22 protein-coding genes are annotated in these 22877 nt (G+C 71.5%); 10 read left to right on the forward strand and 12 right to left on the reverse strand.

What is annotated here, in order from left to right; translation table 11 throughout:
- Nucleotides 1-50 precede the first annotated feature (50 nt).
- On the forward strand, nt 51-665 hold the full coding sequence (locus tag MCBMB27_RS22615; protein ID WP_075381323.1) for a septation protein A: 615 nt from the start codon (nt 51-53) through the stop codon (nt 663-665).
- Between the two features lie 3 nt (nt 666-668).
- Here MCBMB27_RS22615 and MCBMB27_RS22620 read toward each other — a convergent pair whose 3' ends face one another.
- From MCBMB27_RS22620 to MCBMB27_RS22630, 3 genes are read right to left on the reverse strand one after another with little or no spacing between them, the layout of a single operon-like run.
- Nucleotides 669-1283, reverse strand: a complete 615-nt coding sequence (locus tag MCBMB27_RS22620; protein WP_053611104.1) for a DsbE family thiol:disulfide interchange protein — start codon at nt 1281-1283, stop codon at nt 669-671.
- Complete coding sequence (gene ccmD / locus MCBMB27_RS22625) at nt 1280-1423, reverse strand: heme exporter protein CcmD (protein WP_043347163.1); 144 nt, start codon at nt 1421-1423, stop codon at nt 1280-1282. Before ccmD ends, MCBMB27_RS22620 begins: the two co-directional genes overlap by 4 nt.
- Nucleotides 1424-1432: 9 nt before the next feature.
- Entirely contained in the window at nt 1433-2230 is a 798-nt protein-coding gene (locus MCBMB27_RS22630; protein ID WP_043382608.1) for a heme ABC transporter permease, read from the reverse strand.
- Nucleotides 2231-2732: 502 nt separating this feature from the next.
- Between MCBMB27_RS22630 and MCBMB27_RS22635 the strand changes: the two genes are divergently transcribed.
- A complete protein-coding gene (locus MCBMB27_RS22635; protein ID WP_043382610.1) occupies nt 2733-3407 on the forward strand; it encodes a hypothetical protein in 675 nt (224 codons plus the stop codon).
- Between the two features lie 31 nt (nt 3408-3438).
- On the forward strand, nt 3439-3750 hold the full coding sequence (locus MCBMB27_RS22640) for a hypothetical protein (RefSeq protein ID WP_020090705.1): 312 nt from the start codon (nt 3439-3441) through the stop codon (nt 3748-3750).
- Between the two features lie 9 nt (nt 3751-3759).
- On the opposite strand, the gene MCBMB27_RS22645 is transcribed toward MCBMB27_RS22640, so the two are convergent.
- Nucleotides 3760-4518: a tRNA1(Val) (adenine(37)-N6)-methyltransferase gene (locus MCBMB27_RS22645; protein WP_075381324.1), complete on the reverse strand. Its 759-nt coding sequence runs from the start codon at nt 4516-4518 to the stop codon at nt 3760-3762.
- On the reverse strand, nt 4515-4739 hold the full coding sequence (locus MCBMB27_RS22650) for a putative signal transducing protein (protein ID WP_026604550.1): 225 nt from the start codon (nt 4737-4739) through the stop codon (nt 4515-4517). Before MCBMB27_RS22650 ends, MCBMB27_RS22645 begins: the two co-directional genes overlap by 4 nt.
- Nucleotides 4740-4907: 168 nt before the next feature.
- On the opposite strand from MCBMB27_RS22650, the gene MCBMB27_RS22655 reads away from it, so the two are divergent.
- A complete protein-coding gene (locus tag MCBMB27_RS22655; protein WP_043347174.1) occupies nt 4908-5927 on the forward strand; it encodes a polyprenyl synthetase family protein in 1020 nt (339 codons plus the stop codon).
- 181 nt (nt 5928-6108) lie between these two features.
- On the opposite strand, the gene MCBMB27_RS22660 is transcribed toward MCBMB27_RS22655, so the two are convergent.
- The gene (locus tag MCBMB27_RS22660; RefSeq protein ID WP_075381325.1) at nt 6109-6537 is read right to left on the reverse strand and encodes a MarR family winged helix-turn-helix transcriptional regulator; all 429 of its coding nucleotides are present in this window, start codon (nt 6535-6537) and stop codon (nt 6109-6111) included.
- 137 nt (nt 6538-6674) lie between these two features.
- Here MCBMB27_RS22660 and MCBMB27_RS22665 point away from each other — a divergent pair, with 137 nt between their 5' ends.
- Together MCBMB27_RS22665 and MCBMB27_RS22670 are read left to right on the forward strand one after the other, a co-directional pair.
- Nucleotides 6675-8492, forward strand: coding sequence for a chloride channel protein (locus tag MCBMB27_RS22665; RefSeq protein ID WP_075381326.1), 1818 nt, complete (start codon nt 6675-6677; stop codon nt 8490-8492).
- Nucleotides 8489-8971: a hypothetical protein gene (locus MCBMB27_RS22670; RefSeq protein ID WP_075381327.1), complete on the forward strand. Its 483-nt coding sequence runs from the start codon at nt 8489-8491 to the stop codon at nt 8969-8971. Before MCBMB27_RS22665 ends, MCBMB27_RS22670 begins: the two co-directional genes overlap by 4 nt.
- Nucleotides 8972-8990: 19 nt before the next feature.
- On the opposite strand, the gene MCBMB27_RS22675 is transcribed toward MCBMB27_RS22670, so the two are convergent.
- Both MCBMB27_RS22675 and MCBMB27_RS22680 read right to left on the reverse strand, forming a co-directional pair.
- Nucleotides 8991-9863: a 4-(cytidine 5'-diphospho)-2-C-methyl-D-erythritol kinase gene (locus MCBMB27_RS22675; RefSeq protein WP_075381328.1), complete on the reverse strand. Its 873-nt coding sequence runs from the start codon at nt 9861-9863 to the stop codon at nt 8991-8993.
- A 66-nt stretch (nt 9864-9929) separates the two neighbouring features.
- On the reverse strand, nt 9930-11180 hold the full coding sequence (locus tag MCBMB27_RS22680) for a molybdopterin molybdotransferase MoeA (RefSeq protein WP_075381329.1): 1251 nt from the start codon (nt 11178-11180) through the stop codon (nt 9930-9932).
- Between the two features lie 143 nt (nt 11181-11323).
- On the opposite strand from MCBMB27_RS22680, the gene MCBMB27_RS22685 reads away from it, so the two are divergent.
- Nucleotides 11324-12466, forward strand: coding sequence for an aminotransferase class V-fold PLP-dependent enzyme (locus tag MCBMB27_RS22685; RefSeq protein WP_075381330.1), 1143 nt, complete (start codon nt 11324-11326; stop codon nt 12464-12466).
- A 131-nt stretch (nt 12467-12597) separates the two neighbouring features.
- Entirely contained in the window at nt 12598-13938 is a 1341-nt protein-coding gene (locus MCBMB27_RS22690) for a hypothetical protein (protein ID WP_236952789.1), read from the forward strand.
- A 15-nt stretch (nt 13939-13953) separates the two neighbouring features.
- Here the strand turns inward: MCBMB27_RS22690 and MCBMB27_RS22695 are convergent, their stop codons facing one another.
- Both MCBMB27_RS22695 and MCBMB27_RS22700 read right to left on the reverse strand, forming a co-directional pair.
- The gene (locus MCBMB27_RS22695; RefSeq protein WP_043382631.1) at nt 13954-14952 is read right to left on the reverse strand and encodes a lipid II:glycine glycyltransferase FemX; all 999 of its coding nucleotides are present in this window, start codon (nt 14950-14952) and stop codon (nt 13954-13956) included.
- Nucleotides 14953-15260: 308 nt separating this feature from the next.
- Nucleotides 15261-16526 (reverse strand): glycosyltransferase family 4 protein, encoded by a 1266-nt coding sequence (locus MCBMB27_RS22700; RefSeq protein WP_083683680.1) that lies wholly within the window; start codon nt 16524-16526, stop codon nt 15261-15263.
- A 106-nt stretch (nt 16527-16632) separates the two neighbouring features.
- On the opposite strand from MCBMB27_RS22700, the gene MCBMB27_RS22705 reads away from it, so the two are divergent.
- Both MCBMB27_RS22705 and MCBMB27_RS22710 read left to right on the forward strand, forming a co-directional pair.
- A complete protein-coding gene (locus MCBMB27_RS22705) occupies nt 16633-17814 on the forward strand; it encodes a DUF1972 domain-containing protein (protein ID WP_075381331.1) in 1182 nt (393 codons plus the stop codon).
- A complete protein-coding gene (locus MCBMB27_RS22710; RefSeq protein ID WP_075381332.1) occupies nt 17808-19049 on the forward strand; it encodes a glycoside hydrolase family 5 protein in 1242 nt (413 codons plus the stop codon). Before MCBMB27_RS22705 ends, MCBMB27_RS22710 begins: the two co-directional genes overlap by 7 nt.
- 34 nt (nt 19050-19083) lie before the next feature.
- On the opposite strand, the gene MCBMB27_RS22715 is transcribed toward MCBMB27_RS22710, so the two are convergent.
- Entirely contained in the window at nt 19084-20388 is a 1305-nt protein-coding gene (locus tag MCBMB27_RS22715; RefSeq protein ID WP_075381333.1) for a VpsF family polysaccharide biosynthesis protein, read from the reverse strand.
- Entirely contained in the window at nt 20385-22490 is a 2106-nt protein-coding gene (locus MCBMB27_RS22720) for a GumC family protein (protein WP_075381334.1), read from the reverse strand. Before MCBMB27_RS22720 ends, MCBMB27_RS22715 begins: the two co-directional genes overlap by 4 nt.
- Nucleotides 22491-22877: the final 387 nt, after the last annotated feature.

Genomic DNA, 22877 nt, shown 5'->3' on the forward strand with positions numbered 1-22877 from the left:
TTCGACGCTCCCGGCCCACCGTGAGCGCCGCAGCCGAGCCGACCGAGCGTATGCAGATCGAATCCGTCCCCCCGCACCGCCACCTGCCGCCGCTCGTGAAGCTGGCGCTGGAACTCGGCCCGCTGGTGCTGTTCTTCCTTGGCAACGCGTATTCCGAGAAGTTCGGCGTCGCCCCGGACCAGAAGCTGTTCGTGGCCACGGGCGTGTTCATCGCGGCGACCGTGTTGGCGCTGGCGATCCACTACGTCATGGTGCGCCGCCTGCCGATCATGCCGCTCGTGTCCGGCGTGGTGGTGGTGGTGTTCGGCGGCCTGACCCTGGCGCTGCAGGACAAGACCTTCATCATGGTCAAGCCGACCATCGTGAACGCCCTGTTCGGCACCGTTCTGCTCGGCGGCCTCCTGTTCGGGCGCTCGCTGCTCTCGGTGGTGCTCGATTCGATGTTCAGCCTCACCGAGGAGGGCTGGCGCAAGCTCACCTTCCGCTGGGGCGTGTTCTTCTTCGTGCTGGCGGCGCTCAACGAGCTGGTGTGGCGGACGCAGACGGAGGATTTCTGGGTGAACTTCAAGGTGTTCGGCATCATGCCGATCACCGTGCTGTTCGCCCTGGCGCAGACGCCGCTGCTGACCCGCTACGAGCGCAAGACCCCGCAGCCCGAAATCTAGGGTCTACTGCGCCGCCGCGACCTTGCCGGCGGCGCGGATCCGCGTCAGCACGCTCGCGAAATTCTCAGGCGTGAGGATGCCGACGAGCTTGTCGCGGATGATGCCGTCCGGCCCGATGATGAAGGTTTCGGGCACGCCGTAGACGCCGAAATCGATCGCCGCCCGCCCTCCGGCATCGGCCCCCACCGCGCTGAACGGGACCCCGTGCCGGGCCAGGAAGCGCTGGCCAGCCTCGGGGCTCGGCTCCTTGTAGTCGATGCCCACGAGCCGGATGCCGGGCTCCTTCGCCAGGCGCATCAGCATCGGGTGCTCCACCTGGCAGGGCGCGCACCAGGAGGCGAAGACGTTGAGCACCGTGATCTGGCCCTTCAGATCCGCGCTCGACAGGCCGGGCACGGGCGCGCCCCCGGCGGTCAGCCCCGGCACGGCGGGCAGATCGAACTGCGGCACCGGCTTGCCGATCATCGCGGAGGGCAGGGCCGCCGGATCGGCGCCGGAGCGCAGGCGCAGGAACAGCACGGCGGCGAGCGCCGCGAAGGCGAGGGCCGGCACGATCAGCAGCAGCGAGCGGCGGACCGGCGGCGGCCGCCCGGTCGCCTCGTCGAGGGGCGCGGTCATCGCCGATCCTCGCCGAAGCCCTTCAGGGCACGCAGCTGCGTCCGGCGATCGCGCAGGGCGTTGCCGACCAGGGCGACCATCACGAAGGCGGTGAAGGCGTAGGCGAGCAGGATGAAGCCGCCGTGAGACCCGAGATCCATTGCGGCCCCCTATACCGGTTGGCCGACCGGCATCGCGGCCGGTGTCGGAGTGATGTGCGGCTGGGCGCGGTCGAGGCGCTCGGCCTCGCGGATCGTCAACGTCCGCACCCGGCGACGCATGATCTCGGTGCGCATCGTGTAGAGATGCAGGGTGGTCCCCCCCAGGGTCGCGGCGCCGATCATGACCAGCAGCGGGTAGAGCATCGAGGGATCGATGGTCGAGCCGCCCATGCGCAGGATCGAGGCCGGCTGGTGGAGGGTCGACCACCAGTTCACCGAGAACTTGATGATCGGCAGGTTCACGGCCCCGACCAGGGTCAGGATCGCCACCGCGCGTGCGGCACGGTTCGGATCCTCCAGCGTGCGCCACAGGGCGATGATGCCGCAATAGATCAGCAGCAGAATGAGCATGGAGGTCAGGCGGGCGTCCCAGACCCAGTAGGTGCCCCACATGGGCTTGCCCCACAGGGAGCCGGTCACGAGGCAGATCAGCGTGAAGGCCGCGCCGATCGGCGCCGCCGCCCGCTGGGCGACGTCGGCCAACGGGTGGCGCCAGACCAGGGTGCCGATCGCCGACACGCTCATGGCCCCGTAGAAGAACACGCCGAGCCACGCCGCCGGGACGTGGATGTACATGATCCGCACGGTCTCGCCCTGCTGGTAGTCGGGCGGCACCACGAAGAAGGTCTGGTACAGCCCCAGGGCCAGGACGGCGAGCGACAGGGCCGTGAGCCACGGCACCAGCGCGCCTGACCAGCGCATGAAATGGCTGGGATTCGACAGGCGGGTCCAGAGGGAAGGCGTCATCGCGGCAGCTGTCTCGGACATCGTGGAAGCGGTCTAGCCTAGGGTGCGGTGCAGCAACAATGCGGGACGGCGGCGCAGGCGGTGGGGTCGCCGGAATGTGGTCGCAGACGGTGCTAACGCTGACGGGGCGTCGGAGCCGACGCGCTCCTGGACGATCGCGTCGACACCCAACCGTCTTCTTGGGACATCCGCGACGCGCCCCCTCTCCCGTGCGGGTGAGGGGACCCGCGCTACGCCCACGCGCGTCTAAACCTCCCAGCGTTCGCCGGTCTGAAAAGTATCGCTATATCGAGCTTCCTGACCGCGCCTGTTCGAGGCGTCCCGGGCCATGCCCCCGGCGCGCGGGGACGATGACGCATGTCCGCAACCGCAGGTTTTGGCGTCCGAGCCTTGCGCATCGCGGGCAGATTGCGCATATAGACGTGAACAAAAAGAGAACGAAAGAGCGTCCCCGAGAAAAGCTGTGGACGACCTGCCTCCCTCCTGACGGAACGAGCGCCTCATGCGAACCGCCGACAAGCAGATCGCCGACATCCTCGTCCGCTACGGCGAGCCCTTCGGGGGCAATGTCTGGCGCGTTCAGGGGACCGCCGTCATCTACCACAAGACCCTGGAGCGCATCGCCGCCCAGGCCGGCATCGTGTTCGAGCCGCCGACCGTCATCCGGGCCGAACGCGACGAGGCCGTGATCCTGGTGACCGGCCGCCTGCCCGGCGCGAAGCCCGGGACCGAGCGGGTCGAGTGGTCGATGGGCGAGGCGCTGGTCAACGTGAACTACCGCGTCTCCGGCAAGCAGGCGGCCTACGTCTACGCCATGGCCGAGAAGCGCGGGAAGGACCGCGTCATCCTCAAGCTCATCGAGCTGCACGGTCTCGTCTACTCGGAGGAGGAGGCCGATGAGTTCCGCGCTCACCAGATCCCGGTCCGCGCCGTCGACGAGGATTTCGAGGAGGCGCCCGCCTTCGACGAGGTCACCGAGGCGGAGGGCGACCTCAAGCGCCGCATCGACGAGGCCGCGACGATCAACGCGGTCACCGACCTGATGCTGGACGGCGCCACCCAGGCCGTCCTGGCGACGATGCCGCCCGGCACCCGCGACGAGGTGCGCGACTACGCCAAGGCCCGCCTCGTGGCGCTCGGCTGGCCGAAGCGCGCCGGACGCCGCAGCGCCGCCTGATCCCGCTTCCACCCCACCGAAGGAGACCGCCATGCATCGCGCGACGAGCCGCCGCACCATGAAGGCCCGCCGGGATTCCCACCACGGCTGGAGCATCGAGACGCTGTCCTACAGCCCGACGCGGATCGTGCGCCTCGGCGCCGAGAAGGTCGCGATCCTGTTCCCCCCGGTCGAGCCCGGCGCGGCCTGGCAGCTCTACCCGCATCCCGACACGTTCCCGGGCCTCAACTTCGAGGGCCTGCCCGAGCCGCTGCGTCCGGAATTCCTCGCCTTCCCGGATCTTCCGGAGGTCGAGCGGTTCCTCGGCATCCGTGATGCCGAGCCCGCCGCGCTGGCGGCGTAAGCTGACGGCTCAGAGCGATGGCCAGGGTGCGCCGCGATGGAGCGCCTCGGCCTCGGCCGTGAAGGTGCCGTCGGAACCGTGCAGCACGAGGGGCGGGCGCAGGCTCGCGGCGGCGCGGCTGCCGCGGACCGCGGCGATCAGCACACGGATCGCGGGCGCGTCGCCGCGGGGATGGACCGGGCGGATCGCCAGCCCGCCGTAGCGGCCCTTGAGGGCGTCGAGGCAGGCGGGAAGGGCGTCCGCCCGGTGGATCAGGCCGAGGCGGCCGCCGGGCCGCAGGATCGCCGTGCAGGTCCGGATCCAGGTCTCGAGATCCCCGCCCGCGAAGGTGTGGGCGGCGGCGCGGCCCGGATGTGGCGAGGCACGGTGGCTGCCGGGTGCGAAGAACGGCGGGTTGGTGAGCACGACGTCGAAACTGTCCGGCACCAGGCCGGCGGCGCGGCGTTCCGCCGCGGATGCCAGGACGTCGGCCACCAGAACCTGCGCGTCGATGCCGTTGAGGGCCGCGTTGGCGCGGGCCTGCCCGGCGAGCACCGGGTCGCGCTCGACCAGCGTCGGCCGGAGGCCCGGCGACAGGGCCGCGCAGGCGAGACCGACGGCACCGGTCCCGGCGCCGACATCGCAGACCCGCTCCCCGGCCTGCGGCGCGAGCAGCCGGGCGAGCAGCACCGCGTCGGTCCCGGCGCGATGCGCCCCCCGCGGCGGCTGGTGCAGGCGCAGGAGGCCGCCGAGGAAGGAATCGGCGCCGGTGTCGGCCTCTTCCGTCACGGCTGGCGCAGCTCGTGGGCGATGCCGGCATCCGTGAGCAGGCGGCGGGCCTGGGCCTCATGGTCGCGCGGGACGAGAAGGCGCTGGCCGAAGACCCCGATCGATCCCTCCATCAGGCTCATGTGGCTGTCGGCGACGAGGACCGGGATCTCGGCTGCCTCGAGGACCGATCGGGCGAACCCGATCAGCACGACATCGTTGGCCCGGATCAGCTCGATCATCGCGCGTTCGCTCCGAAGCGGGCTCGGATCGGCGGTTTCGTCGCGTGAGCCCCGCGCTGGCGGCACCCCATATCCGGACGGCGACGATGTTGCGGCGCCGCGGGGCGCGTGCGAAGGGATCGCCCGCCCCCTGAGGGGCGACCGGTCTGGAGGTCACGGATCTTGGGTATGGCCCTCTCCATCGAGAATCCGAAGCCCGAGGCGGAGGCGGGGCTCAACGACCTCGTCGCGCTGGTGGCCGACGGCATGGCGCGGGTCAACACCACGATCCTGTCGCGGACGGGATCGGACGTGGCGATGATCCCCGAGGTCGCCAACCACCTGATCGCCTCCGGCGGCAAGCGCCTGCGCCCGATCCTGACGCTCGCCTGCGCCCAGCTCTGCGGCTACGCGGGCGCGACCGACGGCGACGTGAAGCTCGCCGCCAGCGTCGAGTTCATGCACACCGCGACGCTCCTCCACGACGACGTGGTCGACGAGAGCGACATGCGCCGCGGCCGCGTCGCCGCCCGGATCAAGTGGGGCAACGAGGCCTCCGTGCTGGTCGGCGACTTCCTGCTCGGCCAGGCCTTCCGGATGATGGTGGAGGTCGGCTCCCTGCGGGCGCTCGACATCCTCTCGGCCGCCGCCACGGTGATCGCCGAGGGCGAGGTGATGCAGCTCACCAACGCCAAGAACCTGGAGACCGACGAGGCCGCCTACCTTGCGGTGATCCGCGGCAAGACCGCCGAGCTGTTCGCCGCCGCCTGCGAGGTTGGGCCGGTGCTCGCCGGACGGCCCGAGGCCGAGCAGGCGGCCGCCCGGTCCTACGGGATGAATCTCGGCATCGCCTTCCAGCTGATCGACGACGTGCTCGATTACGGCGGCACCTCGGCGGAGCTCGGCAAGAACGTCGGCGACGATTTCCGCGAGGGCAAGATCACCCTGCCGATCGTGCTCGCCTACCGCCGCGCCAGCGAGGGCGAGCGCGGCTTCTGGCGCCGCACCCTGCAGCAGGGCGAGATCGGCGCCGACGATCTGGAAACGGCCCTCGACCTCCTGCAGCGCCACGGCGCCCTGGAGGAGACCGTCGCCCGCGCCCACCATTACGGCGCAGAGGCCCGGGCCGCCCTCGACATCTTCCCCGACGGGCCCGTCAAGGCGGCGCTCCTCGGCGCCGTCGAGTTCTGCGTGGCGCGGGCGCGCTGAGGCGGGGCCTCGCGGCTCCCGCATCGACAGCCAGACCGCCCCACCATCGGATCGGCAGCGCGTCGCCCCGGGCTGATCGGACCGCGGCCCGCCGCGAAGGTATCCCTCGCGCTCCGTCCCCGCAGGCGGGTCGGTGATGCCGGTCCCCTGCGATTGAACGACCCATCGGCCGCCGGTCGCGTCAGCGCGTCGCGGGTCCGAGGGCGTCGGTGAGGGCGGGGGCGAGGTTGCGCAGCTCGTCCAGATGCGCGGCCGTCAAGCTTTGCAGGAGACCCTCGGCACGGGGGGTGAGCGACAACGCGCTCCGCCGCCGGTCCTCCACGGCGCGTGTCTTGGTCAGCAGACCGGCCTCCACCATGCGGGACACCAGTTCGGCCGCGCTGTGCGGGGCGATCAGCAGCTGCTCGGCCAGAAGGCCGACCGTGGCGGGCGCGCGTCCGATATGGCCTGCCAGGGTCAGCAGGGCCTGATGCTGCTGTGGCGGCAGCCCCGCCCGGGCCGCCGCGGCCTCGCTGAACGCCAGGAAGCGGCGGAGCCGGAACCGGAAATCCGCGAGCGCCGCATATTGCTCCCGCGACAGCGCCTCCGTCCCGGACGCGTCGGTGTTCATGATCGCCTCCGTGATGGGGCCTGTGATCCGCCGACGATGCCCCGGATCGACAGGCTTGTGCAGCCTCGCCACGACCGTGCCGTTGTGGATTATATCGGATCACGACATAAATGCGGTCGTGAGGAAAGGAGGCCTGGATGATCGGCGGGACGGAAGGGGAGCGCGGGGGTGCGAGGCCGTTGCGCCGTGCGCTGCGGGATTTCAGTGCTGATCGGCGGGTCCTGACGCTGGCCGGCATGGCTGTCGTCACCGGCACGGCCGCGAGCGGCACCGCCTGGATCCTGCTCACGCTCATCGGCCTTGTGACCAATCTCGCGTGGTATGGCCGCTTCGATACCGCTCTGACCTCCCTGGCCGGCGCGACGCCGGGGCCCTGGATGGTGGCGATCCCGGTGATCGGGGCGCTGATCGTCGGCGCCATGGCGCGCTACGGCTCGGAGAAGATTCGCGGCCACGGGATCCCGGAGGCGATGGAGGCGATCCTGATCGGCGGGAGCCGAATGTCGCCCAAGGTGGCCGTGCTCAAGCCGCTCTCCTCGGCGGTGGCGATCGGCACCGGCGGCCCGTTCGGCGCCGAGGGGCCGATCATCGTGACCGGCGGCGCGGTCGGCTCGCTCTTCGCGCAGTTCTTCCACCTCAGCGCCGCCGAGCGGAAGACCCTGCTGGTGGCGGGCGCGGCGGCGGGCATGACCGCCATCTTCGGGACGCCCGTGGCGGCCGTGCTGCTCGCCGTCGAAGTCCTGCTGTTCGAGTGGCGGCCGCGGAGCCTCGTCCCGGTGACCGTCGGGGCGGTCACGGCGGCCTGCTGGCGGCCGGCCCTGTTCGGCGCCGGCCCGCTGTTTCCCTTCGCCGACAATCCGGCCCTGCCCTGGTGGGGGCTTCCCGCCTGCGCGCTGCTCGGCGTCGCCTGCGGCCTGATCTCCGGCGCGCTGACCCGGGCGCTCTACGCGCTGGAGGATGGGTTCGGGCGGCTTCCCCTCCACTGGATGTGGTGGCCCGCCCTCGGCGCCGTCGTGGTCGGCCTGGGCGGCCTCGCGGAGCCCCGGGCGCTCGGCGTCGGCTACGACGTGATCCACGACCTGCTCTCCGGCCACATGCTGGCGAGCGCCGTGGTGCTGATCCTGGTGGTGAAGGCGGTGATCTGGCTCGCCGCCCTGTCGTCGGGCACGTCCGGAGGCGTGCTCGCGCCGCTGCTGATCCTTGGCGGCGCCGTCGGCTGGCTGATCGGCCTGCTCCTGCCCGGCGCCCACGGCTTCTGGGCGCTGCTCGGCATGGCGGCGATGCTCGGCGGCACGCTGCCGGCGCCGCTCACGGGCGTCGTCTTTGCCGTCGAGGTGACCGGCGACGTCGCCGCCCTGGCGCCGCTGCTCGCCGCCACCATGGCGGCCTACGCGGTGACCGTGCTCCTCCTCAAGCGCTCGATCCTGACCGAGAAGATCGCCCGGCGCGGGCAGCACGTCACCCGGGAATACGGGATCGATCCCTACGATCTGGCCCGGGTCGAGGCGGTGATGACCCGCACCGTCGAGACCCTGGACGCGGACCTGCCCCTGGCCGAGGCCCTCGCCGCCATCGAGACCGGCCTCCACCACGCCTACCCGGTGGTCGACGGCGCGGGCCGGCCGGTGGGCCTCGTTTCCCGCAACGACGCCCTGCGCTGGACCCTCGAAGAGCGCGAGGGTGAGACGGAGGCGGGCACCCTCGGCGAGCGCGTCTCCGACGCCGATCTGGCCGTCGTCCATCCGGGCGACGTGGTCTCGCACGCCCTCGACGTGATGCTGTCGGCCGGGCAGGGCCGCCTGCCGGTCACCGATCCGCAGACCGGCAGCCTCGTCGGGCTCCTGACCCGCAAGGACCTGCTTCAGGTGCGCGCCACCGTGGTGCGGGCCGAAGCCGAGCGCCGCGCGTTCTACCGGAAGGGGCGGGGTGAGCGGCGCGCACGGATGGAGGCATGACCATGGAGCCGCGCCTTCCTGGCCGGACCACCCGCCTCGACCAGCTCGGGCCGGGCAGCTGCTACCTGATCGCCGGCCCGGACGGGCCTGATCTCGCCCTCGTCGTCCTGCGTGACGGACGGCGGGAGGCCCTGCTGCTGAACCGGCGTCACGAGGCCGACGGCCACCTGCGGATCGTCTCTGAGATCGCCCCCGACACCGACGTGTTGGCGCTGCGGGGCGCTTTCCTGGCGCCCAGCGGTGCCCTCGCGGACATCGCCTTCGGCCACGCCGCCCTCGCTCCGGCTGCGCTCCATCTCGGTGGCGGCCGCGCGTATCTGTGCGGCTGCGACAGGGACGGCCGGCTGGCCGCCTTCGATGTCGGGAGCGGCCGGGTCAGCGCGATGGATCCCGGCGACCTGCCGCGGGCAAGCCGCTGGCGCGTGATGGTGCCGGAGGGGAACGGGGTCGTGACGGTCTACGCAGCGAAGCCGGCCTGAACGCCTGCCGCGGGTTGGCTCAGCGCAGGAAGGTCGGTGCGACCCACCATGCAGGGTGGGCGGTGCGCAGGGCTGCGGCGGCCCGCACGGCCGCGCGACGGTCGGCGAACAGCGCGAACACGGTCGCACCCGAGCCCGACATCCGCGCGAGGCGGCAGCCCTGGCCGCGGAGGGCCTTGAGCGCGTCGCCGATCACCGGCGCCACGGTCAGGGCCGGCGCCTCCAGATCGTTGCGGGCCCCGGCCAGGGCTTCCAGCAGCGCGCCGGTCGTCATGTCTTGCGGGATCGTCGGATGCGGCGCGCCCGGGAGATCCTGGCCGGCGGCGAGGCCCAGCGCCTTGAAGACCGGTGCGGTGGGCACCGGAACGCCGGGATTGATCAGCACCGCGGGCAGCGGCGCGAGGCCGAGGGCCGGGCCGATCTCCTCGCCGGCCCCGCGCATCATCCGGGCCCGCGGGACGAGGCAGACCGGCACGTCGGCGCCGGTCTCGCGCGCCACCGCGCCGACGGCCTCGTGGTCGAGGGACAGCCCGTTGAGGCGCGCCAGCAGCCGCAGCGCCGCGGCGGCGTCGGAGGAGCCGCCGCCGATCCCCGCCGCGACCGGCAGGCGCTTCACCAGATGGAAGGCGCCCACGCGCAGCCCCGGCACCCGCGTGGCGAGCCCCCGGGCGGCCCGGAGGACGAGGTTGTCGTCCGTGGGACCGGCCGGGCCGGCGGTGGGCCCGCTGACGGTCAGGCCCAGCGGGGCAGCGGGATCCAGCGTCAGGCGGTCGGCAGTCCCCGCGAAGGCGACGAGGCTCTCAAGCACGTGGTAACCGTCGCCGACGCGGCGGCCGAGGACGTGGAGCGTCAGGTTGACCTTGGCGGGGGCGCGATCGGCGAGAAGGGTCACGGGGTCTCGGTCGGGTCGTGGCGGTTTGTCCCGAGGCTCTACAGCCTCGCGGACCAGAACAACAGCTCAGCGGGTGTCTCCGCCGAACGCCCCGTGCGGCCGATAGGGCAGGGCGTCGCCCACGCGGATCGCGGTCAGATCCTCGGCGAGTTCGACCAGCCCGTCGCTTCCCGCAAGGCCCGACAGAGCTCCGCCGGGCGCCTGCACGGCCTCAGGCAGTCCGTCCGGGCCGGCGCGCAGGCAGACGCGCAGATATTCGCGCCGCCCGGGACGCTTCTCGCGGGCGAAGCCGCTGCGGACCGCCATCTCGGGCGCCGTGTCGTGTGCCCCGGAGAGATGCAGGACCAGGGGACGCAGCACCGCAAGGGCGGTCACGTAGGCAGCGGCCGGATTGCCCGGCAGGCCGATGAAGGGCGTGCCGGCCACGGTTCCGAGTGCCACCGGGCGACCGGGCTTGATCGCCAGCCGCCAGAAGGTCAGCGCGCCCGAAGCCTCGACCGCGGCGCGGACGTGATCCTCCTCGCCGACCGAGACGCCCCCCGATGTCAGGATCAGGTCGTGGGACGCGGCGGCGCCCGCGATGCGCGCCCGCAGAGGCCCCGGCTCGTCGCGCAGGATGCCGAGATCGACCGGGTTGGCGCCGAGCCGTTTCAGGAGCGCGGCGAGCATCGGCCGGTTGGCGTCGAAAATGCCGGCCGGCGACAGCGGCTGGCCGGGCGGCGTCAGCTCGTCACCGGTGGAGAACAACGCGACCGTCAGGGGCTTCCGCAGGGGCAGCGCGGGCATGCCGCAGGCGGCGGCGAGCGCGATGTGCTGCGGCCCGAGGCGGGTCCCGGCGCGGATCACGATGCTGCCGCGGGCGACGTCCTCGCCGGCCCGCCGCCGGTTGGAGCCCGGCAGCAGGCCCTCGGGCAGGACAACGGTGCCGCCCTCGATCCGCACGTCCTCCTGCATGGCGACGGTGTCGGTCCCCGGAGGCATCGGCGCCCCGGTGAAGATCCGAACCACCGCGCCCGGATCCGGATCGGCGGCCGGATGGCCGGCCGGCACGCGTCCGCCGATGGGCAGGCGCGTTTCGCCCTCGACCGCGAGATCGCCGGCCCGCAGGGCGTAGCCGTCCACCGCGGCGTTGTCGAAGGGGGGCAGATCGAGCGGCGCGATCAGGTTCTCCGCGAGGACCCGGCCATCCGCACCCGCGAGCGGAACCGTCTCGATTCCGGACAGGACCGGAAGCCGCGCCCGGATCAGCGCCACCGCGTCGGCGACCCGCATCGGCGCGGGTGCGGCGTCGAAGCAGTCGGGGCTCAGGCGGCCCATGGCGCTGCGGGCTCAGACGGGGGCGGGCGGGTCGGCACAGGCGGCCTCGCGGGCTGGGACGAGTCGCCTTGCGGCATCGGCGCCGCGCGATCAAGCCCGGGCCTTGGTCCCGACAGGTCAGATCCTCTAGGCTCCCGCGCATCATGGCGTTTCCCGAATCCGTCTCTGTCGCGCTTCCCTGCCAGCGCCACCTGTTCGAGATGCCTGCCGACATCTGCTATCTCGACGCGGCGGCGTGGTCGCCGCTTCCGCGGGGCGTGCGCGAGGCGGGCGAAGCGGGAATTCTGGTCAAGAGCCGACCCTGGGACCATCCCCGCGCGGTGGTCCCGGCTTGGGCCGAGCGGGCGCGCGCAGCGGCCGCCCGGCTGATCGGGGCCGGCGCGGACGATATCGCGATCGTCGGCGCGGTCAGCCATGCCATGGCGGTGGCCGCGCACAACCTGACTTTGAGACCGGGCGGGCGCCTGCTGCGCGTGGCCGACGAGTTTCCGTCCCTGCGATTCGCCTTCGACCGCCTGGCCGAGCGACAGGGCCTCGTGGTTGAGGAGATCCCGCGCCCTTCGGACGGGGACTGGACCGAAGCCGTCGCGGCCGCGATCACGCGGCCGGGCGCCGCGCCGCTCGCCCTCGCCACCCTGACCCCGCTGCACTGGACCGATGGCAGCCTGATCGACCTCGACCGTCTCGCCCCCCTGGTCCATGCGGCGGGCGCGGCCCTGGTGATCGACGCGACGCAGGCCGTGGGCGCCGTTCCTGTGAGCGTCGCCCGGTGGCGCCCCGATTTCCTGGCCTTCCCCACCTACAAATGGACCCTCGGTCCCTATGGCCTCGCCTTCCTGTACGCGGCGCCGCACCGGCAGGACGGGGCGGCCATCGAGGAGAATGTCGGGAACCGGCCGCCGGCCGTCGGCGCACGCCGCTACGACCGGGGCGAACTCTACGATCCGGTGGCGTTGTCCATGGCCGTAGCCGGGTTGGAGCTTATCGCCGAATGGCGCGTGCCGGCCATCGCCGCCCGCCTACGCGGGCTGACAGACCGCTTGGCGGACGGGGTCGCCGCGTTCGGCCTGACGCCGATGCCGGCGGCCTTGCGGGCACCGCACATCCTGGGATTGCGGCCGCCTGCGGGGATGCCGACCGATCTCGTCGGGCGCCTGCACCAGGACAAGGTCTTCGTCAGCGAGCGCTCCGGCGCCCTGCGCATCAGCCCGCATGTCTGGGCGAACGACGACGATCTCACGCGCTGCATTGCCGCACTGCGCGCCGCGTGCCAGGGCGTCATCTGAGACCGATCGGACGCGGATCCTTCGACGCAGGCATAGAGCCGGAGGAATGCGGATGCTGCGCCACCGGCCGGCTCTCGATGACGGTGCCGGAACACCGTCGGCGCGCCCACACGGAGACTGTCCACACCCACATGCCCGATTCGATGCCGCGTCCCGGTGATTGGCTCCGGATCCCGGGTCCCGGCCGTCGCCGCCTGCCCGGACCGACGCGCGCCGTCCTCTCCGGGCGGTTCGCCGTGATCCTGTCAGGCGAACTGATCCAGAGCCTGTTCCACTTCCTCCTGAACATCCTGCTGGTGCGCGAACTCGGCGCGCACGATTACGGCTTGTTCGCCATCGTCTTCGCGGTCGGTGCGGTCGGCATCACCTATATCCGGGCCCTGGTCGCGGTCCCGGCGACGATCCACGTCGCCCGGAGCCTGGGGCGGCCCGCGGCGCTCGGCTACGACGTGATGTTCGGCTCGGGGGCGGTGCTCGTCTCGGGCGTCATGGCGACCGGCGTCGGCTTGGTGCTGATCCCGGTGATCGGCCTCGGCGCGCTCGCGGCGGGAGCCTTCGTGGGCCTCTACGCCTTCCGCAGCTATCTGCGGATCGTGCTTCTCGCCCGCGGCCGTCCCCGGATCGCCGGCCTGAGCGATCTGGTCTACGCGGTCTGCGGCGGTCTCCTGGTCGCCCACTGGCTGAACGGCGAGGGCACGGCGCTCCTGGATCGGGCCTTCGCGGCGATCGCACTCGCCCACGCGATCGCGATCGCCGTGGCGTACGGGGCACTCCGCGAGCGGATCCGCTTCTCCCTCCACGCGCGGGCACGGGCGCGCTACCGGGCGATCTGGCGGACCCTCGCTTGGTCTCTGGCCGGCGTCACCAGCCTGACCGTGCAGGGCCAGGGGCTGACCCTGCTGCTGGCGCTCCTGGCCGGGCCTGCCGCCTACGCGCCGATCGCCGCCACGATCGTGCTCTATGCGCCGCTGCGCATCCCGGCGAGCGCGCTGCTGAACATGATCCTGCCGGAGATCAGCCGGCTGCTCGCGGCCGGGCAGGTCGACGCCGCACGCCGGCTCGTCATCCGCAACGGGATCCTGCTCGGCAGCGCCTGTCTCGCCTATGGTGCGCTGATGGCGGCCGCCCTGCCGCTGATCGAGGACATCCTGTTCAAGGGGCGGTTCGCCGACCAGCCGATGGGCTGGATCGGGCTCGGCGTCTGGGCGGTGGTGACCGTGTCGCTGCTCTACGCGATCCCGCGGGCCTATCTGGAGGCCTCCGCGGCGTTCCGGACCATCACGGCGGGTGCGGTGGCGAGCGCCGCCCTCGGCATGGCCGTGATGGTGCCGGTGCTGCTGCTGAAGATGCCTCCCGCCACGGCGCTCGTCGGCCTGCTGTCCTCCGAGGTGGCCACGCTGGTCTGGTCGGTCTCGGCCTTTCGGACACTGGCCCGGCATCCGAGGCCGGCGCGGCCCGTCGGCGTCCTGTGAAGGGCGTGGCGGCGCTCAGCGGAGGGAGAGCAGGACGGGCGCCAGTTTCCGCAGCGCGGGCGTCTTGCTGTAGATCCAGAGCGGATTGTGCTGGACGACGTGGGTGCACAGGCCGCGCTTGAAGTCGAAGACGGGACGGTTCACAGCCGGATCGATGCCGCCGAAATCGAAGACGCGGCAGCCTTCCGCCTTCGCTCGTTCCACGAAGCGCCAGACGGCGAGGGTGGCGGCGCCCGTCGCCCGGGCCCGCGCGTTCGAGGCCGTGTAGAAATCCGTGCAGCGCGTGTCCGACAGATGCGCGATGCGCACGAGGATGCGCTCTCCCTTCTCGCGGACGTCGAGGAAGAGCAGGTGCTCGTCCTCAGCCGCGATGTCCCGGTAGGCCTTCGGCTGCAGCGTCGTGGCGAAACCCTTGCGCTCCCGCAGGGCCGCGAACATCGCGGTGAAATCGTCGAAGGCCGACAGGCGCTCGGCTCGGTCTGTCAGGAAATGAGTCGTGACCTCGGTGTTGCGCTCCGCCTTGCGCAGGGCCTTGCGCCAGCGCTGCTCCATACCGGCCTGGATGGCGTCGAGATCCTGCGTCAGGTCGAGTTCGAGAGTGTGATCGTGCGCGCCGATCACCGGGGTGAAGCCGTGCATCAGGAGAGCCAGCGTCGCATCCCGTGTCTCGAACTGCTCGTAGTCGATGGCGAGGATGTCGAGCCGACCGAGGGCGAGGTGATCGATGAACGCCGCGAACACCGCCTCCGCGCGGTGTGTCCCAGCCTGGGTCAGCAAGGGGCCGCCTTGGACGTGGATGAACCGCGCCGGCCCCTTGCGACGGGTCTGCCACTGGATGAAGGCGAGATCCGCACCGTCGCCGGTCACCACCGCGCGCCGCACCGCCAATCCGCGCCGCGCCTTGTAGGCGCCCCAGGGACTGCCGCAATAGATGTTGGCGCCCGGGCAAGCCCAGATCCGTCTGTCCCAGTCCAGGGCATCCGCAGTCTCCTGAACTGCGAGCTTGGCTGCCATGTCGCTCCTCGTCCTGCCCAGGCAGGGTTGTCCGCGCTGCACGCTCATCGATCAGGCGCGGTCGCATTGCATCCTTGCGCCGCCGATCGTCCACAGGGTGACTGCCGCACTGCGCGCCGAATCCCCGGCGTGTCCAGCGGGCCTTCGAGGCCTCGGGGCGGATCCGCGAAGCGGTGGACGACCGTCAGTTGCCGTACGGTTCGCCCCGCGCGGCTGCGGCGCTCGGCCCCGATCGCTGAGGGCGAGCCCGGTCCCGCGACCGGCTCCGTCGCCGGATCGGAACCGAGGCGAATGCGAGGACGCCGGCTCTAAGCTGCCGGGCGGGCCGGAACGTCCGCGGCGCGCGCGGCATCCGTCGCCCGCGGGCGGCGCAGCGTCGTCCGGACGATCGCCTCGATACCCTCGGCCGCCGAGGCTTCGGAGAACAGGCTCTCGTAGCGTGCCCGCGCCGCACGGCCGAAATCGCGCCAGCGCGCCGGGTCCGCGACCAGATCCGCCAGCACGGCGGCGATCGGCTCCGGGCCGCCCGACGGAACGATCCAGCCGGTCTTCCCGGCCTCCACCACCTCCGGAAGGCCGCCGATGGCGGTGACGAGGGGCGGAACGCCGTAGGACATCGCCTCGATCGCCACGCGGCCGAGGGATTCCGGTCGCTGCGACGGCATCGTGACCACGTCGGCCCAGCGGTAGAGCGCTGCGGGATCGGCGACGAACGGCGCGAGGGTGACCTGATCGGCGAGACCCGCCTCGGCGATCCGCTTCACCAGGGCCTGCTCGCGGGCGTCATCCTCGAAGGCGCTGCCGACGATGCGCACCTGGATCCGCTGGCGCACGGGTTCGGGCAGCGAGGCGAGGGCCTCCACGAGGACGTCCTGTCCCTTGATCCGGCTGATCCGGCCGAGCATCAGCACCCGAAGCGGCCGAGACCCGTCATACGCAGGCCGGTTCGGCTCCGCCGGACCGGCGATGCCGTTATAGACGACGCGGGCTGTGGTCCCGTGGGGCAGGGCGTAGGTTCGCTCGGTGGCCCGCGAGTTGAACACCACGTTGGCGCCGCTCCAGCGGATCAGACCACGCAGGACCTTCAGCACAACGCCTTCGGGGATCTCGTGGACGTGCACGATGCTCCGGCCGGGCGCGAGCCGGGCGGCCAACAGATAGTCGGCCACCACGGTGGTGTTGATGTAGACGAGGTCGCTCGCGCGGATGCGACGCAACGCACGGATTATGGCGATGGGCAGCGTCAACAGACCCAGAGTTGCGAGGCGCGCCAGATTCTTGCGCCGCAGGATCCAGAGCGGTGCGATGACGATGTCGTTGGCGAACGGCTCCAGCCCGGCGACGATCGGCCCGCGCCGCGGGAGCACCACGTCGATCCGCGCGGTGGGATGGGCGGCCCGGATGGTCCGGACGGTCTCGATGAAGCAGCGATCCGAGCCGTACAACTCGAAGCCCTGATGGACGCAGGTGATCCGCAGACGCGACGTGGCGTCGCCCTCCGCGCGCATGGCGGCTGCGAGGGCGCGATCGTCGTCGCTGACGCGACCCGACTTGAATCCTGGGCTATCAACCATAAGTCTATTTCTGAATTTTTACAGCAACTAGCGGTTGTAATAGCAGGGCGCCGTGACTGTATCCTCGGGCTTTACAATAGGGGCCCTTAATTGGGAAGGAAGGTCCATGGCTGACCGCGCACCGAAACTACTTATTCTTGGCACGCGCGGAATTCCGGCTGCGCATGGCGGCTTCGAGACTTTTGCCGAACGTCTGGCGCTGTTCTTGGCCGGTCGCGGATGGCAGGTCGGGGTGTACTGTCAGCGAGACGTCGACACGGTGCGGGAGCGCATTTCGACTCGCCTCTGGAACGGCGTCGAACTGATCACCGTGGAGACCGGCCTGAGCGGCCCTGCCGCGACTCTCGCCTTCGACGCCATCTGCACGCACGATGCGGCGACACGCGGCGGCGTGTGCCTGGTGCTCGGGTACAACGGTGCGGTGTTCCTGCCCTACCTGCGGGCGCGCGGCGGACGGATCGTGACGAACATGGACGGCATCGAGTGGCGCCGTCCGAAATGGTCGCTGCCCGTCCGCGCCTTCTTCTATGTCAGCGAGTGGATCGCCGCGTGGTCCTCGCAGCGGTTGGTGGCCGACCATCCCGGGATCGCCGACCATCTCGCCCGACGCCGGCCGCGCGCGGCCATCACGACCATTCCGTATGGCGGCGACCCTCCGGCCGAAACCGGACCGCCGCCCCTCGGGCTCGAGCCCGATCGCTACCTCGTTTCGATCGCTCGCATCGAGCCGGACAACAACATCCTGACGCTCGTCGAGGCGTTCTCACGCCGCGCCCGGGGCATGCGGCTGGTCGTCCTCGGCACGCTGAATGTCGGCAACCCGTACCATCGCGCCGTGGAGGATGCCGCCTCGCCCGAGGTGCTGTTCCCCGGCGCCATCTATGAGCCCGAGCAGGTTCAGGCCCTTCGGGTTCATGCGCGGGCCTATCTCCACGGTCACACCGTGGGCGGCACCAACCCGTCGCTGGTCGAGGCGCTGTGGGCAGGCAACGCCGTGATCGCCCACGACAATCCGTTCAACCGGGGCACGGCCGGCGACGATCAGTTCTACTTCTCGGATCGGGACAGCTGCGCCGCAGCGATCGCGCATGTCCTCGCCGACGAGGCCGCGGTCGCGGCGGCCCGCAAGGCCGCACGGCGGCGCGCCGAGCGGTTCCGCTGGGACGACGTGCTGGCCTCCTATGAGGACACGCTGCGCCGGGTCGGCGGCTACCCGCCGGCGCCGGACGTCTCGGCCGCCGAACCCGGCGCCGTTCTCGTCGGCGCCGCAGCCGGTCCGGAATGGTAGGCCCAAGCCGGCGCTCGCTGCTCGTCGGTGCCCTCGCAGCGGCGGGGGCGCGACCCGTCCGAGCGACGCCTGCGCCGATCGCGTTGCGTCGGGGCATCGCCCTGTGGCCGTGGTTCTCGCTGACCACCGAATACCCGCCTCCGCGGACCGACTATGCCTGGCCGCCCTTCCAGGCCGGCCGGCCGATACCCACGCCCCGCGACCTGGGGCAGCTCGCCGATCTCGGCTTCGACTTCGTGCGACTGCCCCTCGATCCCGGACCCTTCGTGGCCTTCACGGGCACCCGGCGCACCGAACTGTTCGATGCGCTCTCTGCCGCCATCGATGCGATCCTGGCGGCCGGGCTGCGCGTCGTGGTCAATGTCCAGGCCAATGCCGCGACTCACCATTACACGCCCGACGCGTTCTACGGTTCGGACCGGGCGCCGCTGTTCTCCGCCTATCGCGACCTCGTCGGCGCCCTCGCGCGCCTGTGTGCCCGGAAGGATGCCGGCCAAGTGGCCCTGGAACCGGTGAACGAGCCGCCGCAGGCCTGCGGCGCGCTCGCCTGGAATCGAGTCCAGGACAGGCTCCTCGAGGCGGCCCGGGCGGCGGCACCGGCGCTGACCCTGGTGGCGACGGGATCCTGCGGCAGTCTCGTCGCCGGCCTGACCGCGCTCGATCCGGGCACCCTCGCGCGGTTTTCGCCGCTGCTCTTCACGTTCCACTTCTACGAGCCGTACCTGTTCTCCCATCAGGGGGCGACGTGGCTTACCGAGGAGCCGTTCTATCGCTGGCTCACGGCGGTTCCCTGGCCCGGGACGCGCGGCACGCTGCGGGAGACGCTGGCGGCGATCGAGGCGCGCATGGACGCGGACCGCACGGTGACGCAGGCCGAAAAGGCGCGCGATCTGGCGGTGATTGAAGCGAAGCTGCGCGACTATTTCGAGGCCGCGCCCGGCCCCGCCTATATCGCCGACGCGATGGCGCCGGTGTCGACTTGGGCGGACCTCTACGGCATCGCCCCGGGACACGTTCTGATGGGCGAGTTCGGGGCCCTGCGCACCGATGCCCGGTTCACGGCGTCCCGGGCTCCGGACCGGGCCGCCTATATCCGCGACGTCCGGATGGCGGCCGAGACGAATGGGTTCGCCTGGTCGTTCTGGAATCTCTTCGACGGCCTCGGCTTCATGGACGACGCGCACGTCGCCGATCCCGCCCTCGTCGCAGCGCTCGGGCTCCGGAGCCGGTCCTGATACGGCCGCCGATCCGGCTGCCCTCCGCTCACGATCAGGCGCGCCCCCGGGCGGGGAGGGGCGGGAACAGCACGATGAGCATCAGGGCGAACTTGGCGAGCAGGGTTGTCTTGCCGGCCAGGCCCTCGAAGGTGTTGACCAGGATCACGAAGGCCAGGATCGGCAGCCAGACCCCGCGCCGACAGTCCCGCGCGACCTCCGCCAGGTAGAGCCCCACCGCGATCACCAGCACCGCCGTCACCAGGATGCCGTGATAGAGCACGGCCGAGATGATCGAATTCTCGATGCCCCATTCCAGCCCGTAGATCCGGCGCAGGGTGTTCACCTGCAGGAAGTCGGGGCCGAGCAGAAGCTGCCGGAACGGGATCGCGTCGAAGACCGAGAGCATGTCGACCCGGGCCTTGGCGCTGCCGCCGTCCGAGACGAACCGGTCCAGGAGGGTGTCGAAGAAGCCGGCAGCGGCCAGGATAGCGACCAGAACCGGCAGCAGGGTGAGGGCGAAGCAGGCACCGGCCGCCGCCGCCAGCGGAACGCGGCCGGTGCGCAGGGTGCGGTTCAGGGCCACGAGGCCCACGCCGCTCCCGAGAACCAGTGTCGTGACGGTGGCCGAGCGACCGCCGAACGTGACGAGGGCGACCAGCTGGAGGCCGATCATCGCGGCGCGGGCCATCGGCGCCAGCCGGCCACCACCCTTGGCGAGCGCCAGGATGTAGCAGGCCGTCAAGGTCGCGTTGGCCAGCGGATGCCCCTGCAACGCCGCCGAGCGGGTGTCGGATTCGAACGCGACGCCGTCGAACCGATAGGGGAAGAATCGCTGGCCGCTCGCCAGTTCGAACAGGCCGAGCAGGGCGTTGGCGAGCATGACCCCGTGGAAGACGGTCTCCAGCCGGCCGAGCGTGGCGGCGTCGCGGTCCATCAGCAGGATCGGGATGAGGCCGGCGAGCACGAAGGTATCGATCGAGCCGGCAAGGCCCGCGCCGCCCCGGGCCGCGATCAGCGCGAGGAGCGCCACGCCGCAGGCGGCCAGGAGCACGCTGGCCGGCCGTCGGTTCAGCGCGCCTGCCACCGGGATCACGGGATTGCCCGCCCGCACCAGCGTCCAGCCGATCAGGATCACCGCCAGATAGGTGGCCGGGTGGATCTTGGAGGCGGCCGAGCCGGTGATCCCCTCGTAGTTGAGCCCCAGCACCCACAGAAGGCCGCCGGAGACCCCGACGAGGAGGAGGGCCCAGAGCGACAGCGCCGCCGCTTCCACCCGCAGAAGGACCCGCAGAACCGGACCCGGACGCGCCACCGCGGCGCGGCGGCGCGCGACGGCGGTCTGCCGGAGGGTCCTCACGCGGTGCGCCGGGTGAGGAGCAGGGAGCCGGAGACCGGTCGGCCGAGGGCCTCCGACGTGTCGACGAGGTCGATCAGATCGCGCTGGCGCGTCGCACCGTTGCAGGCGACCAGCAGCAGCCGGTCCGCGGCGGCGGCCAGAGGGCCGAGCCGCAGATTCTCGGTCAGCACGCCGCCATCCACGATCACGAGGTCGAAGCGTCCTTTCACGCCTGCAATGAAGCGCTCGATGTTGGCGGGTGTCAGGGCGTCGCGCAGGGGCTTCACCGTATCGCCGAGTCCGATCCGGCGGGCACCGGAGGCCGGGTCGGTCTGCGTCACGGCGTTGAGGCTCTGCTCGCCGCGCAGCACGTCGAGCAGGCCGCCAGTGCCGGAGCCGTCGGATCGCAGATCGGCATCGATCCGCAAAACCCGGTCGCCGCGCCCGACCGCCACGGCGGCGAGCAGCGCGATCACGGCCCGGCGCTCCGCATCGTCGGATTCGCCCGAAGTCACGAGCAGCGCCAGGGAGCGGCCGCGGCTGCTTGAGGTCGCGGCGAGGTGATCGAGCGTCATGCTCGCCGCGCTCGCGCTCGCGCCGCCCGGCCGCAGGCCGGGCAGCACCGCGACGACCGGGGCGTTCGACAGGCGCTCCAACTGCCGGGACGAGAGCACGGTCGGCGCGAGGTATTCCCGCGTCAGCGCGAGACCGGCGCCGAGGCCGAGGCCGCCGGCGAGGGCGGCGGCGACCAGGATCAGGCGCGGTGGCCAGCTCGGATCCTGCGGCGGCCGCGCCGCGGTGATGATCCGCGCGTTCGAGCTGTCGATGCTGGTCTGCTCCTTGATCTCCCGGGCGCGGACCAGGAAGGCGTTGTAGACCGAGCGCGCCGCGTCGACCTCCCGCTCCAGCTCGCGCTGCTGCACCGACGACTGGGCGTTGACCGCCGATTGCCGCTGCAGGCGCTCCAGCTCCGCCGCGAGGGTCCGTTCGTTGGCTTGGGCCCGCTGGGACTCGGTCTCGGCGGCGCCCGCGATCCGGTTCAGCTCGGCGTCGATCAGCCGGCGGACGTCCTGCATCTGCGTGCGCACGGCGGCGATGAACGGGTGGCGCTCGCCGAGATTGGTGCGCAGGTCCGCCTCCTTGGCCGCGAGTTCCGCGTACTGGCCGCGGAGCCGGTCGATCACTGAGGACTGGACGGCTTCCGGCATCGCTCCGGACCCGATCGCCTGCCCGCGCGCGTCGCGGATCCCCTGAAGGCGCGCCTTGGCCTCGGCGGTCCGAGCCCGTGCCGCGACAAGCCGTGCATTCAGGTCGGTGAGTTGCTGCTCGTTCACCAGCCGGCCGCTGGAGGCGATGAGGCCGTTGCGCGCCTTGTAATCCTCCAGTTTCTTGTCGGCGGTGTTCACGGCGTTCCGCAGCTCGTCGAGGCGCCCGCGCAGATCGCCCGCGGCGCGCTTGGCGGCGTCCGAGCGGGCCTCGGTCTGGTCCGTCAGGTAGGCGCCCGCGATGGCATTGACGATCCGCGCCGAGAGATCGGGATCGGTCGTAGTGACGACCAGATCGATCACGAACACCTTGTCGGCGCGCTTGACCGCGAGCCGGCGTCGCAGCTGGTCGAGGGCGCGGCCGCGCGCATCGACGCGGCGTTCCGGTCTCGGCCCGGTCAGCATCTCGCGAAGGGACGCCAACGCACGGGCGATGCCGCTCTCCTGCGGAACGCCGAAGCCCGGCACCCGCTCGAGGCCGGCCTGATCGACCGCCCGCCCCAGGACGGCGTCCGACTCGATCACCTTCACCTGGCTCTCGACCTGCGCGATGCCACCATCCGGCGACAATGCGGCGGGATTGACGTCGTTGGTGACGACCTGACGGTCCCGGGGATCGATCAGGATCTGTCCCGTGGCCGTGTAGAGCGACGGCGTGATCAGGGCATAGGCCAGCACGGTGAGTCCGAGCAGCAGCGCCGTTCCGAAGACCAGCCACTTGCGCCGCCACAGGATCCGCCACAGGTCGCCCAGCTCGGCCGTCGTGTCCGGACGGTTCGGGCCCGGACGCTCGGGATGAGCCGGCTGCACGGGGGCGAGCCACGTCGCGACAGCGATGTTATGGTCGATCTGTGCCACGATCGGTCACCGTCGTCTCAATCCTGGTCGGTCCCTCGCGGGCGCCTTCTCTACTGCAAGAGTCGCGCAGTCTGCGGACAATGTATCGGGACCCCGATCAGCGCCTCAATCGCGCGGATGACTGGGGGCATGGTAAACAATCGGCACGCGGCGCGGTCCCGGATGACTGCGTCGTTCCGATTGTTGCTACAGCATGTCGGTGGCGCGCGGCTCGCACACGTCGCCGCATCGCGGAGGTCTGTCGGCAGGCCGACCTAGCCGGCTCGCCAGCCACGCAAAGACGGCGGCCCCCGTGATGCGGCTTTCACCGATACGGAGCGCCATCGGCGTGGATAACCTCTTTGGCGTGCTCTATTATCCCATCGGATAAATTGTATTGATCACATG

This window comes from Methylobacterium phyllosphaerae, assembly GCF_001936175.1.
GTDB lineage: Bacteria > Pseudomonadota > Alphaproteobacteria > Rhizobiales > Beijerinckiaceae > Methylobacterium > Methylobacterium fujisawaense.